The 13621-nt window shown below is 74.5% G+C and carries 12 protein-coding genes; 7 read left to right on the forward strand and 5 right to left on the reverse strand.

The window, feature by feature from the left end:
* Positions 1–200 precede the first annotated feature (200 nt).
* Complete coding sequence (locus CUT83_RS07100) at positions 201–482, reverse strand: HPr family phosphocarrier protein (protein WP_093851246.1); 282 nt, start codon at positions 480–482, stop codon at positions 201–203.
* Positions 483–693: 211 nt separating this feature from the next.
* Between CUT83_RS07100 and CUT83_RS07105 the strand changes: the two genes are divergently transcribed.
* The 4 genes from CUT83_RS07105 to CUT83_RS07120 all read left to right on the forward strand — a co-directional run bounded on the left by CUT83_RS07105 (position 694) and on the right by CUT83_RS07120 (position 6120).
* Entirely contained in the window at positions 694–3498 is a 2805-nt protein-coding gene (locus CUT83_RS07105) for a bifunctional acetate--CoA ligase family protein/GNAT family N-acetyltransferase (RefSeq protein ID WP_101255030.1), read from the forward strand.
* A 28-nt stretch (positions 3499–3526) separates the two neighbouring features.
* Entirely contained in the window at positions 3527–4120 is a 594-nt protein-coding gene (locus CUT83_RS07110; protein ID WP_101255031.1) for a DUF5998 family protein, read from the forward strand.
* The gene (locus CUT83_RS07115; protein ID WP_101255032.1) at positions 4120–5319 is read left to right on the forward strand and encodes an alkaline phosphatase family protein; all 1200 of its coding nucleotides are present in this window, start codon (positions 4120–4122) and stop codon (positions 5317–5319) included. The genes CUT83_RS07110 and CUT83_RS07115 overlap by 1 nt, the downstream gene beginning before the upstream one ends.
* A gap of 114 nt (positions 5320–5433) precedes the next feature.
* On the forward strand, positions 5434–6120 hold the full coding sequence (locus CUT83_RS07120; RefSeq protein WP_101255033.1) for a thymidine kinase: 687 nt from the start codon (positions 5434–5436) through the stop codon (positions 6118–6120).
* Between the two features lie 33 nt (positions 6121–6153).
* Here the strand turns inward: CUT83_RS07120 and CUT83_RS07125 are convergent, their stop codons facing one another.
* Entirely contained in the window at positions 6154–6975 is an 822-nt protein-coding gene (locus CUT83_RS07125; protein WP_101255034.1) for a VOC family protein, read from the reverse strand.
* Between the two features lie 251 nt (positions 6976–7226).
* Here CUT83_RS07125 and CUT83_RS07130 point away from each other — a divergent pair, with 251 nt between their 5' ends.
* A complete protein-coding gene (locus CUT83_RS07130) occupies positions 7227–8102 on the forward strand; it encodes a sulfurtransferase (protein ID WP_101255035.1) in 876 nt (291 codons plus the stop codon).
* 58 nt (positions 8103–8160) lie between these two features.
* Here the strand turns inward: CUT83_RS07130 and sepH are convergent, their stop codons facing one another.
* Both sepH and CUT83_RS07140 read right to left on the reverse strand, forming a co-directional pair.
* A complete protein-coding gene (gene sepH / locus CUT83_RS07135) occupies positions 8161–9222 on the reverse strand; it encodes a septation protein SepH (protein ID WP_101255036.1) in 1062 nt (353 codons plus the stop codon).
* A gap of 444 nt (positions 9223–9666) precedes the next feature.
* A complete protein-coding gene (locus CUT83_RS07140) occupies positions 9667–11010 on the reverse strand; it encodes a D-arabinono-1,4-lactone oxidase (protein ID WP_101255037.1) in 1344 nt (447 codons plus the stop codon).
* 143 nt (positions 11011–11153) lie between these two features.
* On the opposite strand from CUT83_RS07140, the gene CUT83_RS07145 reads away from it, so the two are divergent.
* Positions 11154–12266: a ferrochelatase gene (locus tag CUT83_RS07145; RefSeq protein WP_101255038.1), complete on the forward strand. Its 1113-nt coding sequence runs from the start codon at positions 11154–11156 to the stop codon at positions 12264–12266.
* 184 nt (positions 12267–12450) lie between these two features.
* A complete protein-coding gene (locus CUT83_RS07150) occupies positions 12451–13212 on the forward strand; it encodes an inositol monophosphatase family protein (RefSeq protein WP_240958327.1) in 762 nt (253 codons plus the stop codon).
* 101 nt (positions 13213–13313) lie between these two features.
* Here the strand turns inward: CUT83_RS07150 and CUT83_RS30275 are convergent, their stop codons facing one another.
* Entirely contained in the window at positions 13314–13487 is a 174-nt protein-coding gene (locus tag CUT83_RS30275) for a hypothetical protein (RefSeq protein ID WP_165869606.1), read from the reverse strand.
* Between the last annotated feature and the right edge of the window lie 134 nt (positions 13488–13621).

The following is a 13621-nucleotide window of genomic DNA, read 5'->3' on the forward strand; positions in this document are numbered from 1 at the left end:
GGAATTGTGTACACAGGAGGGGAATACACGGGGAATGCGCACCTGGAATGCACTGGGTGCGGGAAAGGCTGCGGAGCGGTTCGCCCCGCAGTCTTTGCCGGTGGTTGCCCGCCGGTGATTTCCGTCGCGTTTCCGCGCCGGGCCCGTATCCAGCGCCGCATGCGGGCCCGGACGGCGGCCGGCTCGCCGGACCGTGCGGCTCAGACGGCTCCGGGCAGTTCGTCCAGCCCCTCGGAGACCAGCTTCGCCAGCCGGTCCAGGGCGGCGTCGGCGTCCTCGGCCGCGGAGGCCAGCACGATCTCCTGGCCGCCCTCCACCCCCAGCCCCAGCACCGAGAGCATCGATGCGGCGTTGACCGGTTCGCCGCCCGGCCTGGCCACGGTGACGGGGACGCCCGAGGCGGTCGCGGCGCGGACGAAGACCGCGGCGGGGCGGGCGTGAAGGCCCTCGGGCCAGCCGACGGTGACACGGCGCTCTGCCATGGTGTTGCCCTTCGAATCGAAACGGATCGGATCGGGTCGAAACGGAGCGGATCGGAGCGGGCCGGAGCGGGCCGGAGCGGTGCCGGCCGGTTCGGGTCCGGCCGGGACCGGGCCGCGTGTCCGCGGTCCAGCCCAGCTTCGCACAGGCGGGTCCCCGGAAAGGGGAGACGACACCTCCGCGATCCAGGGCCCGGTGACTAGGCTGACCCCCATGCGGACGTCGAGCGAGCCTGCCTACCCCGCCCACTGGGAAGCCGATGTGGTACTGCGCGACGGCGGTACGGCCCGGGTCCGCCCCATCACGCCCGACGACGCCGAGCGCCTGGTCGGCTTCTACGAGCAGGTCTCCGACCAGTCGAAGTACTACCGCTTCTTCGCCCCCTACCCCCGGCTCTCCGACCGCGACGTACGCCGCTTCACCCACCACGACTACGTCGACCGGGTCGGCCTGGCCGCCATCGTCGGCGACGAGTTCATCGCCACCGTCCGCTACGACCGCATAGACGCCACCGGCCGCCCCGCCTCCCTGCCCGCCGACGAGGCCGAGGTCGCCTTCCTCGTCCGCGACGACCACCAGGGCCGCGGGGTCGGCTCCGCCCTGCTGGAGCACATCGCCGCCTGCGCCCGCGAGCGCGGGGTGCGCCGCTTCGTCGCCGAGGTCCTGCCCGCCAACACCAAGATGGTCAAGGTCTTCACGGACGCCGGCTACTCCCAGAAGCGCAGCTTCGAGGACGGCGCGGTCCACCTCACCTTCGGCATCGAACCGACCGAGCAGTCCCTGGCGGTCATGCGGGCCCGCGAGCAGCGTGCCGAGGCCCGGTCCGTGCAGCGGCTGCTGTCCCCCGGCGTGGTCGCCGTCATCGGCGCCAGCCGTAACCCGGGCGGGGCCGGGCGCACCGTCCTGGAGAGCCTGCGCGCGGCCGGTTTCACCGGCCGCGTCCACGCCGTCAACCGCGCGCTGGAGGAGGGACGCGCCGAGATCGACTCGGTGCCCGCCCACCGCTCGGTGCGCGACATCCCCGAACCCGTCGACCTCGCCGTCGTCGCCGTCCCCGCCGGGGAGGTGCCCGGGGTGGTCGACGAGTGCGGCGGGCGGGGCGTGCAGGGGCTGGTCGTCCTCTCCGCCGACTTCGGCCGCGACGCGCAGCGCGAACTGGTGCGGCAGGCCCGCTCGTACGGGATGCGCATCATCGGGCCCAACGCCTTCGGACTGATCAACACCGCCCCGGAGGTCCGGCTCAACGCCACCCTGTCGCCCGAGACGCCCGAGCGCGGCCGCATCGGGCTGTTCACCCAGTCCGGGGCCATCGGCATCGCCGTGCTCGCCGGACTGCACCGCCGCGGCCGGGGGGCCGGCGGCGTCTCCACCTTCGTCTCGGCCGGCAACCGCGCCGACGTCTCCGGCAACGACGTGCTCCAGTACTGGGATGACGACCCCGACACCGACGTCGTCCTGATGTACCTGGAGTCCTTCGGCAACCCCAGGAAGTTCAACCGCCTGGCCCGGCGCACCGCCGCCCGCAAGCCGATCGTCGTGGTCAAGGGCGCCCGCCACAACGCCAGCGCCCCGCCGCCCGGCCACGCCGTCCCGGCCGGCCGCACACCCGACGCCACGGTCTCCTCGCTGCTGCGGCAGGCCGGGGTCATCCGCGTCGACACCGTCACCGAACTCGTCGACGCCGGCGTGCTGCTGGCCACCCAGCCGCTGCCCGCCGGCCCGCGGGTGGGCATCCTGGGCAACGCCGAGTCGTTGTGCCTGCTCACCTACGACGCCTGCCTGGCCCGGGGCCTGCGCCCGCAGCCCGTCACCGACCTGACCACCGAGGCCGGCCCCGAGGACTTCCGGCGGGCCCTGGCCGCCACCCTCGCCGACCCGGCCACCGACGCCGTCGTGGTCACCGCCATCCCCTGGGTGGACGGCAGCCACGGCGCGGGGGACGCGACCCTGCTGGCCGAGGCGCTGGCCCGGGCGCTGCGCGAGCCGGACGGCGGCGCGACCGGCGGCGCGGGCGGTGGTGAGGACGGCGGCCGCGGCGGCGCGGAAGCCGCGAGCGCCCCGGCCAAACCGGTGGTCGTGGTCCATCTGGCCATCGAGGGCCTGGACGCCGCCCTCGCCGAGCACCGCCTGCCCGCCTACCCCGCCCCCGAGCGCGCCGTGGACGCCCTGTCGGAGGCTGTCCGCTACGCGCAGTGGCGGCGGGAGGCGGCCGACCCCGGCCGGGTGCCCGAGTACGACGACATCGACGAGGCTTCCGCCGCCGCCCTGCTGACCCGGGTGCGCGAACCGGACCGCGGCACGCTCCGCAGTACCCCTCTGAGCGGTGAGGAGACGGCCGAACTGCTGGGCCACTACGGCGTGTCGGTGCAGCCAGTCCTGCCCGCGCCCGACGCCCGCGCGGCCCGCGCCGCCGCGAAGAGGCTGGGCTATCCCGTGGCCCTGAAGACCACCGCCCCCCATCTGCGCCACCGCTCCGATCTGGGAGGCGTACGGCTGGACATCGGCAGCGAGGCCGGACTGCGGCGCGCCTACGCCAGGATGACCGAACAGCTGGGCGAGCCCGCCGAGTTGCGGCCCGTCATCCAGGCCATGGCGCCCCGCGGCGTGGACACCGCGGTGAAGGCCACCGTCGACCCCGCCATCGGCGCGGTGCTCTCCTTCGGACTGGCCGGCCCGCCCTCGGAACTGCTGGGCGACGTCGCCCACCGGCTCGTCCCCGTCACCGACCGGGACGCGGCCGGACTGGTCCGCTCCATCCGCTCCGCGCCCGTGCTGTTCGGCTGGCGCGGCGCCCAGCCGGTGGACACCGGTGCCCTGGAGGAGCTGCTGCTGCGCGTCTCCCGGCTGGTCGAGGACCATCCCGAGGTGGTCTCCGTCGACCTGGAACCGGTGGTCGTCGCCGCCCGCGGGCTGACCGTCCTGGACGCGGCCGTCCGCGTCGCCGAGCCGCCCGCGCCCTTCGGCACGGCCCATCCGGCCTGGGCCGACCTCGGCCCCCGCCGCCTGCCCGCGTACTGAGCCGCCCGGTCCCCGTAGGATGGGCCGCATGGCGAAGACCGGTACGACGACCCAGGGGCTGCGCACGGCCATCGAGCGCAGCGGCTACTACCCGGCTCTCGTGGCCGAGGCGGTCGAGTCCGCCGTGGGCGGCGAGCCCGTCTCCTCGTACGTGGTCCACCAGGAGACGACCTTCGACTCCAACGAGGTCCGCCGCCACGTCACGGTGCTGGTGCTCACCGACACCCGGTTCATCGTCAGCCACACCGACGAGCAGCCCGCCGACGGCACATCCCCCTCGCCGTACGCCACCACCTCCACCGAGTCGGTGAAGCTGGAGCGGATCTCCTCGGTCGTCCTCAGCCGCGTCGTCGCCAACCCCGAGTCGTACACCCCCGGCACCCTGCCGCGCGAGGTCGTCCTCACCATCGGCTGGGGCGCCGTCTCCCGCCTCGACATGGAGCCCGCCAACTGCGGCGACCCCAACTGCGAGGCCGACCACGGCTACACCGGCTCCCTGACCGCCGACGACCTCTCGCTGCGCGTCAGCGAGGCGGGCGACGGACCGGACACCGTCCGCCAGGCGCTCACCTTCGCGCAGGCGCTGTCCGAGGCCACCACGGCGACCGCCGGCGCCCGCTGATGGTCCAGTCCCTCCCGCACGGTCCGGCCGCCCACGAACCGGCCCCGCTGGATCCGCGCACCGCGCCCGTGCCGCGCTACGGCGACGCCTCGCTGGCCGATCTGCTGCCCGCCGTCGCCGCCGGGCAGGGGGTGCCCGGACTGTCCTCGGGCCTGGAGCTGGAGCCCGCCGACCGGGTGTGCGTCTTCCTGGTGGACGGCATGGGCTGGGAGCTGCTGGCCGCCCATCCCGGCGAGGCCCCCTTCCTGGCCTCCCTGCTGGCCGGCTCCCGCGGCGGCACCGGGCGGCCCCTCACCGCGGGCTTCCCCTCCACCACCGCCACCTCGCTCGCCTCCGTGGGCACCGGCCAGGTGCCCGGCGCCCACGGACTGCCCGGCTACACCGTGCTCGACCCGGCCACCGGCGAGCTGATGAACCAGCTGCGCTGGCAGCCGTGGACCGACCCGTACCAGTGGCAGCCGTATCCCACCGTCTTCCGGCTCGCCGACGCCGCCGGCGTCGCCACCTGCCAGGTCACCGCCCCGCACTTCGAGCACACCCCGCTCACGAAGATCGCCCTGTCGGGAGGCTCCTTCCTCGGCCGGCTGTCGGCCGAGGACCGCATGGACCTCGCCGCCGAGCGGCTGGGCTCGGCCGGCCGCACGCTGGTCTACACGTACTACGCCGAACTCGACGGCAGCGGCCACCGCCACGGCGTGGACTCCGACGCCTGGCGCGGCCAGCTGATGTACGTCGACCGCCTCGCCCAGCGCCTGGCCGAGCAGCTCCCGCCGCGCTCCGCGCTCTACGTCACCGCCGACCACGGCATGGTGGACGTCCCGCGGGATCCGGACGCCCGCTACGACTTCGACCACGACTGGGAACTGCGCGCGGGCGTCGCACGGCTGGGAGGCGAGGGCCGGGCCCGCCACCTGTACGCCGTGCCCGGCGCGACCGGGGACGTCCACGCCGTCTGGCGCGAGGTCCTGGCGGACCGGGCGTGGGTGGCCACCCGGGACGAGGCGATCGAACTGGGCTGGTTCGGGCCACGTGTCGACGACCGGGTGCGCGGTCGGATCGGCGACGTGGTGGCCGCGATGAGCGACACGGCCGCCGTCGTCGCCACCGAGACCGAGCCCAACGAGTCCGAACTGATCGGCATGCACGGCTCGATGACCCCCGCCGAGCAACTGGTCCCCCTGCTGGAAGTCCGCACCTAGCCCGGCGCCGCCGGACCTGCTGGATCCGTCCGCGGCCGCGCGCACCGGTTTGTCGCTCGCACCGCCCGCCCCCCCCAACGCCGACCGCCGACCGCCGAAAGGTTCCGCCTCCCCATGCCCGAACTGGTCTTCTTCGCCGGAACGATGGACTGCGGGAAGAGCACCCTCGCACTCCAGATCCAGCACAACCGCTCGGCGCGGGGACTGTCGGGGATGATCTTCACCCGCAACGACCGGGCGGGGGAGGGACGGCTCTCCTCAAGGCTCGGTCTGGTCACCGAGGCCGTGGAGGCGGGCGAGGGCTTCGACTTCCACGCCCATCTGGTGCGGCACCTGACCTCCGGCGGGCGCACGGACTACGTGATCGCGGACGAGGCGCAGTTCCTCGACCCCGGGCAGGTCGACCAACTCGCCTGTGTCGTCGACGACCTGGGCATCGACGTCTTCGCCTTCGGCATCACCACCGACTTCCGCACCAGGCTCTTCCCCGGCTCGCAGCGGCTGATCGAGCTGGCCGACCGGATCGAGTCCCTCCAGGTCGAGGCGCTGTGCTGGTGCGGCGCACGCGCCACCCACAACGCCCGCACGGTCGGCGGCCGGATGGTCGTCGAAGGCGCCCAGGTCGTCGTCGGGGACGTCGCCGGCGAGCGGAGCGCCGCGGGGGAGGACGTCGGCTACGAGGTGCTGTGCCGGCGCCACCACCGGCGCCGGCTCACCGCCGCCACGGCCCGGGCGGGGGCGTTGTCCCCGGACGTACTGCCCGTGGACGGTGCGGACGCCCCCGCCCTGCACCGCGGCTGAGCACCCCTCACGGGGCGCTTCCCGCAAGAGCCCTCACGAGCCCCGGCGACCCGTGTGGATCACCGCGAAGGGCGCGCCCTCGCGGTCGGCGACCCGCGCCGCCCGCCCGGACGGCGTGTCGTGCGGCGGCAGCAGGACGCGCCCGCCCAGCTCGGTCACCCGGCGCGCCGCCGCGTCGGTGTCGGCCACCTCGACGTACATCAGCCAGTGCGAGCCGCGGTCGTGCGGCAGCCCGTCGCCGATGCCGTGGATGCCGCCGACGATCCGGCCGTGCGCCGTCAGGGTGAGACGGTCCGGCTCCGCGTCCGCGCCGCCGGAACCGCCCGCACCCGGGTGCTCCCCGGCGGGCTCGGCCTCCAGACCGAACACCGTCTGGTAGAACTTCTCGACCGCCGACGCCCGGTGGGTGATCAGTTCGTTCCACACCACCGTGCCCGGGCCGCCGCCCATACGGGCCCCGGGCCGTGTGTCCGTCTGCCGTATCCCGAAGGAGGCCCCGGCCGGGTCCGCCGCGATGGCCACGCGCATCGTCCCCTCCATGTCCAGCGGCCCCACCCCGACCGTGCCGCCGCACAGCCGGACCAGCTCCGCGGCCTTGTCGGCGTCGTCGGCGGACAGATACGGCAGCCAGGCGGGCAGGCACTGCCGCCCCCGCGGCATCTGGCCGATGCACGCGACCTCACTGCCGTCGAGCAGCGCGCGGAAGTGCGGGCCGGCCGACCCCGGCCCCGGGCCCTGCCGGTAGTCCCAGCCGAACAACTCGTGGTAGAACTCCTGGCTCGCCGCCGGGTCGTGGGCCAGCAGACTCAGCCAGGAGGGCGTGCCCGGAGCGTGTCGTGCCACTGCCTCGGTCATCTGTTCACTTCTCTCCTCGGGACCGTCGTCGATGCGGTCGTCCGGTGATCTTCCGTGCACTGTCGGTGGCCATGGTCTCATCCGGCGCCCATGCCGCGCACGGGGCCGTCCGGCCCGTGAGGAGGGCGAGGCGGCCCTCCGGGGAGAACGGCGGACATCTCGCCCAAAGCCCCCGCTCCGCACGCCGACACGGGCGGACCGCGCCGGGCGGAGGCGAGGACATACGGGAACGGCCGCGCGAAGATACGGCCATGGCAGTCATCGTCTCCCCTACTCAACTCGCGCGCGAACTCACCGGTTCGCCTTCCTCACCGCATACCCCGCCCACGCTGCTCGATGTCCGCTGGGAGCTGACCGGGCCCTCCCGGCGCCCGGACTACGAGGCGGCGCACCTGCCCGGAGCCGTGTACGTCGACCTGGAGACCGAGCTGGCCGGTCCGGTGGGGGAGGGGACGGGGCGTCACCCGCTCCCGGATCCACAGGTGTTCGGGGCGGCCATGCGCCGGGCCGGGGTCCGCCAGGGGCACCCGGTGGTGGTCTACGACGGCGGCCGCGGATGGGCCGCCGCCCGCGCCTGGTGGCTGCTGCGCTGGACCGGCCACGAGGACGTACGGGTGCTGGACGGCGGTCTCGCGGCCTGGGAGGGCCCGCTGACCGGGGAGGTGCCACGGCCGCCCGAGGGCGACTTCACACCCCGGCCGGGCTCGCTTCCCGTGCTCGACGCCGACGGCGCGGCGGCCCTGGCCCGCACCGGGGTGCTGCTCGACGCCCGCTCGGGCGAGCGCTACCGCGGCGAGGTCGAGCCGATCGACCGCGTCGCCGGACACATCCCGGGCGCGGTGTCGGCGCCCACCACCGAGAACACCACCCGAAGCGCCTCCTGGGACGCTTCCGGCAGTGCCCCCGGCGCTTTCCGGCCCGCCGCCGAACTGGCCGCCCGCTTCGCCGCACTGGGCATCGACGCGGACACCGAGGTCGGCGTCTACTGCGGCTCTGGGGTCTCCGCGGCCCACGAGATCCTGGCGCTGGCGGTCGCCGGCATCGACGCCGCGCTGTATCCGGGCTCCTGGTCGCAGTGGTCCGCCGACCCCGCCCGCCCGGTGGCCACGGGCCCCGAGCCGGGCTGAGGGGCGGGCCGCCGCACACGCCGAAGGGCGGCGGGGCCCGGCCCCGCCGCCCTTCGGCCTACTCCTGTTTCTTGCGGCGCGTGCCGAAGACGATCTCGTCCCAGCTGGGGACCGCCGCACGGCGGCCCGGGCGGACGCCGTCCGCCTCGGCCTGGCGGTCGGTGCTGCCCGTGAGCCGGTCGCGGTGGCCCGCCACCGAGCGCGGCATGAGCACATCGGCGTAGGCCGCCCCCGCGCTCGCCGCGGGAGCGGGCGGCTCCACCGCCTCCGGCTCCTCGGTCTCGTCCTCCGGCGTGCCGTCGGGAGAGGGGGACTGCTCCGGCACCACCAGATCGCCCCGGAAGCTGGGCACCGCCTCCAGCAGGCTGGTCAGCGAGTCCCGCTCGACACCCCCGTCCTGGTCCGCGGCCTCCGGCGGATCGGACTCGGAGGCGTCGGAACGCTCCGTCCGGTCGAAGCGGTCGCGCGGCAGCCGCGCGATGCGCGGCACGAACGGGAAGCTCGGCTCGGGGGTGTCGTCGCTCTCGCCGATCAGCGCCCGCGCCTCGTCGTCCACGGCCTGCACCAACCGCCGCGGCGGATCGTACGTCCAGCTCGCCGAGTGCGGCTCGCCGGCCACCCGGTAGACGAGCAGCACCTCCCAGGTGCCGTCGTCCCGGCGCCAGGAGTCCCACTGCACCGTGTCCTTGTCGGCGCCGCGCAGCATCAGCCGCTCGGCCACGGCCTCGCCGAGCTGCGGGCCGGTGCTCTCGCCGGGGCGGCGCACCGGTGTCTTGCGGGCCCGCTCGGCCATGAACGCGCGCTCGGCGAGCACCGGCCCCTCGAACCGCCGTACCCGGTCCACGGGGATGCCGGCGAGCTGGGCGACCTCCTCGGCGGTGGCTCCGGCCCGTATGCGGGCCTGGATGTCGCGGGGGCGCAGATGGCTCTCGACCTCGATCTCGATCTGGCCGAGCCTGGCGCGGTCGTTGCGGACGGCGGCGCGCAGCCGCTCGTCGATCGGAAGTGTGTACTCCGTGTTGTCGGCAGCCTTGAGCACCAGCCGTGTGCCGTCGTTGCTGACGGCCACGACACGCAGTTCGGGCATGGGAACCTCCCGGGTGGTGCCTGCCGACGTCACGTGCGTCGCTGCTCCCGCTGGACGAGTGTGACGTGCCCGGGCGCAGCCTGCCACAACCTTGCCGACCTGCCCGGCGTGTCGGGCCCGCGCCCTGATCCGCCACTGTGGCACGGTTGCCTGTTGACCACGGAAAGTGACCGGGGTGGTGACTGTCCGTGGTACCGGCTGACCGGGGCCGGGGTCAGGGCTCGCCACACTACTCCATTGGGGCCACGCCGTTGGATCGGCACGCCGCCCAAGTTCTCACAGCGCCGGGGAGTTGAACACCGCGCCGGCCGTAAAAAGACGGCATCGAAGGTGTGGATCTTCACGGAATCCGCCGAAACGGAACCACCACCTTGGCCGGAAACCGCCTAGCGGGGGCGGAGGGGAAGATACGTGCGACCCGGTCCGGTAGGGGGACGGCCGGGGCGGCGGGCTGACGGCGGCGGGCCGGCGCCCGGATCAGTCGCCCAGTACCCGCCGCAGATGGTCGTTGCCGAACACCCGGTCCGGGTCGAGGCGGTCGCGCAGCGCGGTGAACTCCGCGAAGCGCGGGTAGACCTCGGCCAGGTACCCGGCGTCGCGGCTGTGCAGCTTCCCCCAGTGGGGGCGCCCGCCGTGCGCGACCATGATCTGTTCGGCGGCCGTGAAGTACCGCTCGTGCGGGGTGCCCCGGTACACGTGCACCGCGATGTAGGCGGTGTCGCGGCCCGAGGCCGTGGACAGCGTGATGTCGTCGGCGGGCGCGACGCGCACCTCGACGGGGAAGTTCACCCGCAGTCCCGAACGGTCGACCACCGCACGCAGTTCGCGCAGCGCCTCCACCGCGGCCTCCCGCGGCAGGGCGTACTCCATCTCCACGAAGCGCACCCGGCGCGGCGAGGTGAACACCTTGTAGGGGATGTCGGTGTATGTGCGGGCCGACAGGGCCCGGCCGGCGAGCCGCGCGATGCCGGGGACGGCGGCGGGAAAGGCCCGGCCCACCGAGCAGGCGGCCTGGAAGACGCCGTTGGACAGGAGTTCGTCCTCCAGCCAGCCGCTCAGGCGCGGCAGCGGCTCGGCCGGGCCGCCGCTGCGGTTGTTGCGCTTGGTGACGCAGCGGTCGGTGTGCGGGAACCAGTAGAACTCGAAGTGCTCGTTGTCGCGCACCAGATGGTCGAAGTCCTCCAGCACCGCCTCCAGGCGCATGGGCTCCTCGCGTGCGGTCAGCAGGAACAGCGGCTCCACGGCGAAGGTGATCTCGGTGATCACACCCAGCGCCCCCAGGCCGATGCGGGCCGCCGCGAAGACGTCCGGGTTCTCACCCGCCTCGCCCGCCGAGCACCGCAGGACCGATCCGTCGGCCAGGACCATCTCCAGGGCGCGGATCTGGGCGGCGAGCGAGCCGGAGTCGCGGCCGGTGCCGTGGGTGCCGGTGCCGACCGCGCCGGAGACGGTCTGCTCCATGATGTCGCCCATGTTGGTCAGGGACAGCCCCTCGGCCGCCAGCGCCTCGTTGAGCCGCTTCAGCGGTGTTCCGGCGGCCACCGTCACCGTCCCGGCCCCGTGGTCGATCCGGCGGATGCCGGTGAGGCGGTCGGGGCGTATCAGCACGCCCTCGGTGGCGGCCACGGGCGTGAACGAGTGCCCGGTGCCGGCGGCCTTGACCGTCAGTCCGTCCTCGGCGGCGCGGCGCACCACCTCGGCGAGCGCATCGGTGGTGGAGGGCGCCGAGGTCCGCAGCGGACGGGCGGTCGCGTTGCCCGCCCAGTTGCGCCACGTCGGCGGTGCGGGCCGCCCCGTACGCCGTGCTGTGTGCGTGGTCATCGCTGACGGCCCTCCCCATGGCTGGCGTACCGCGCGGGCGGTGGACCCCACCGGTCGGAGGGGGATCATACTCACGCGAGGCCGTTTTGGACCCACCGCGGGTCCGGGCGGTGGACCCCGCGGCCGGATGGCAGGATCGAGACATGTCCGACGCAACTGACGCCCGCCCCTACGACGCCCTGCTGCTGCTGTCCTTCGGAGGACCGGAGGGGCCCGACGACGTGGTGCCGTTCCTGGAGAACGTCACCCGCGGGAGAGGCATTCCGAGGGAGCGGCTGGAGGAGGTCGGGCAGCACTACTACCTGTTCGGCGGCGTCAGCCCGATCAACGCCCAGAACCGCGAGCTGCTCGCCGCCCTGCGCGAGGACTTCGCCGCGAACGGACTGGACCTGCCCGTCTACTGGGGCAACCGGAACTGGGCGCCGTACCTGACCGACACCCTCCGCGAGATGGTGTCCGACGGCCGCCGTCGGATCCTGGTGCTGGCCACCAGCGCGTACGCCTCGTACTCCGGCTGCCGCCAGTACCGGGAGAACCTCGCGGAGGCCCTGGCCGCCCTCGAGGCCGAGGGCCTGAGGGCGCCGCGGGTGGACAAGCTGCGGCACTACTTCAACCACCCCGGCTTCGTCCGCCCCATGACCGACGGGGTGCTGGCCGCCCTCGCCGAACTGCCCGGGGAGGTCCGCGCGGGGGCGCACCTGGTCTTCACCACCCACTCCATCCCCCTCTCCCAGGCCGAGACATCCGGGCCCGACGGCGGCGCGTACGTCGCCCAGCACCTGGACGTGGCGCGGGTGATCGCCGGCGCGGTGCGCGAGGAGACCGGTGTGGACAGGCCCTGGGAACTGGTCTACCAGTCCCGCAGCGGCGCCCCCCACATCCCCTGGCTGGAGCCGGACGTCTGCGACCACCTGGAGGCGCTGCACGGGCAGGGCGTGCCGGCCGCGGTGATGGTCCCCATCGGTTTCGTCTCGGACCACATGGAGGTCCTGTACGACCTCGACACCGAGGCGATGGCCAAGGCGGGGGAACTGGGCCTGCCGGCGGTGCGGTCGGCCACCGTCGGCGCCGACCCGCGCTTCGCCGCGGCCGTGCGCGACCTGGTGACCGAGCGCGCCGCCGCCGAGCGCGGCGAGCACCCCGAGCGCTGCGCGCTGGGCGCGCTGGGCGCCGGCCACGACGTGTGCCCGGTGGGCTGCTGCCCGGCCCGTACGCCGAAGCCCGCCGCCGCGGGCGCCGACAGCCCGTACGCCTGACGCCGTACCGGCGCCCGTCCGACACCCGCCTGATTCCCGCACGACACCGCCGAGGAGAGCCGTGACCGACGCCGCAAGCCCCACCGGGCCCCCCGCCGGCAGCCCTGCCGGGACCGGAGCGGAGACCGACCGCGCGACCGCCGCCGTGGCGGATCCGCTCAACAGGGAGCTTCTGGGCCTCGCGATGGAGGCCGCCCGCCGGGCGGGCGCGCTGCTGAGCGAGGGACGCCCCGCCGACCTGGGGGTGGCCGCGACCAAGAGCAGCCCCGTCGACGTCGTCACCGAGATGGACCTGGCCTCCGAGAAGCTGATCACCGGCTTTCTGGCCGACCACCGTCCCGGGGACGGCTTCCTGGGGGAGGAGGGGGCCTCCTCGGAGGGAGACAGCGGGGTGCGCTGGGTGATCGACCCGATCGACGGCACCGTGAACTACCTCTACGGACAGCCCGCCTGGGCCGTCTCGATCGCCGCCGAGCACCGGGGCGAGACGGTCGTCGGCGTGGTCCACGTCCCGCCGCGCGGCGAGACGTACCACGCGGTGCTGGGCGGGGGCGCCTGGCTGAACGGGAAGCGCGTGCGCTGCCGCCCCTCGCCGCCGCTGGAGCAGGCACTGATCGGCACCGGCTTCAACTACGTCGCCGAGCGCCGCCGGGCCCAGGCGGAGGTGGCCCGCCGCCTGCTGCCGAGGGTCCGCGACATCCGCCGCTCCGGCTCGGCGGCCATCGACCTTTGCGACGTGGGCGGCGGGCGGCTGGACGGCTTCTACGAGCGCGGGCTGCATCCATGGGACTTCGCCGCGGGCGATCTGGTCGCCCGCGAGGCGGGCGCCCTCACCGGCGGACGGCCCGGCTCCCCGCCGACGGGCGAGCTGACGGTGGCCGCCTCGCCCGGGGTCTTCGGCGCGCTCCAGCCGCTGCTGGAGGAACTGGGCGCCTGGCACGAGTGAACGGCTCCGGTCCGGGCAGTAGGGGCACCGGCCCCTCGTGCGCCCCGCACGGCGGCGCCCCGGGAGGTTCTTCCCCCCGGGGCGCCGGTGTGTGATGCCGGTCAGGCGCTGGTGACGCCGACCTCCACTCCGTACTCGGCGGCCAGACGGCGCAGATCCTCGAGCTCGGCCTGCTCGACGTCCACCAGGAAGTCGTCGCCCGACTCACGAGCGCGGATCAGGTCGGACTCCGTGGTCCGTATGCGCTGCAGAATGCCTGCGGTGAACGCGTCCATGGTGCGCCCCCTCGTCGTGGGTCGTCGGCACGGGGGTGTGCCGGGGGTGGGGCGATCACGGTGTGTTCCCCGAGCGGTCGGCCGACGGCTCTTCCGGGGCTGGGAAGAGGGGTCGTGGCATGCCGTCTACAGGG

Source organism: Streptomyces barkulensis (genome assembly GCF_002843305.1).
GTDB classification, from domain to species: domain Bacteria; phylum Actinomycetota; class Actinomycetes; order Streptomycetales; family Streptomycetaceae; genus Streptomyces; species Streptomyces barkulensis.

Bases quoted from the DNA above. Each gene is read 5' to 3' on its own strand.
- CUT83_RS07140 (WP_101255037.1), bottom strand. From the start codon at position 11,010: ATGACCACGCACACAGCACGGCGTACGGGGCGGCCCGCACCGCCGACG.
- CUT83_RS07125 (WP_101255034.1), bottom strand. From the start codon at position 6,975: ATGACCGAGGCAGTGGCACGACACGCTCCGGGCACGCCCTCCTGGCTG.
- CUT83_RS07150 (WP_240958327.1), top strand. From the start codon at position 12,451: ATGGAGGCCGCCCGCCGGGCGGGCGCGCTGCTGAGCGAGGGACGCCCC.
- CUT83_RS07115 (WP_101255032.1), top strand. From the start codon at position 4,120: ATGGTCCAGTCCCTCCCGCACGGTCCGGCCGCCCACGAACCGGCCCCG.
- CUT83_RS07145 (WP_101255038.1), top strand. From the start codon at position 11,154: ATGTCCGACGCAACTGACGCCCGCCCCTACGACGCCCTGCTGCTGCTG.
- CUT83_RS07110 (WP_101255031.1), top strand. From the start codon at position 3,527: ATGGCGAAGACCGGTACGACGACCCAGGGGCTGCGCACGGCCATCGAG.
- CUT83_RS07105 (WP_101255030.1), top strand. From the start codon at position 694: ATGCGGACGTCGAGCGAGCCTGCCTACCCCGCCCACTGGGAAGCCGAT.
- CUT83_RS07100 (WP_093851246.1), bottom strand. From the start codon at position 482: ATGGCAGAGCGCCGTGTCACCGTCGGCTGGCCCGAGGGCCTTCACGCC.
- CUT83_RS30275 (WP_165869606.1), bottom strand. From the start codon at position 13,487: ATGGACGCGTTCACCGCAGGCATTCTGCAGCGCATACGGACCACGGAG.
- CUT83_RS07120 (WP_101255033.1), top strand. From the start codon at position 5,434: ATGCCCGAACTGGTCTTCTTCGCCGGAACGATGGACTGCGGGAAGAGC.
- CUT83_RS07130 (WP_101255035.1), top strand. From the start codon at position 7,227: ATGGCAGTCATCGTCTCCCCTACTCAACTCGCGCGCGAACTCACCGGT.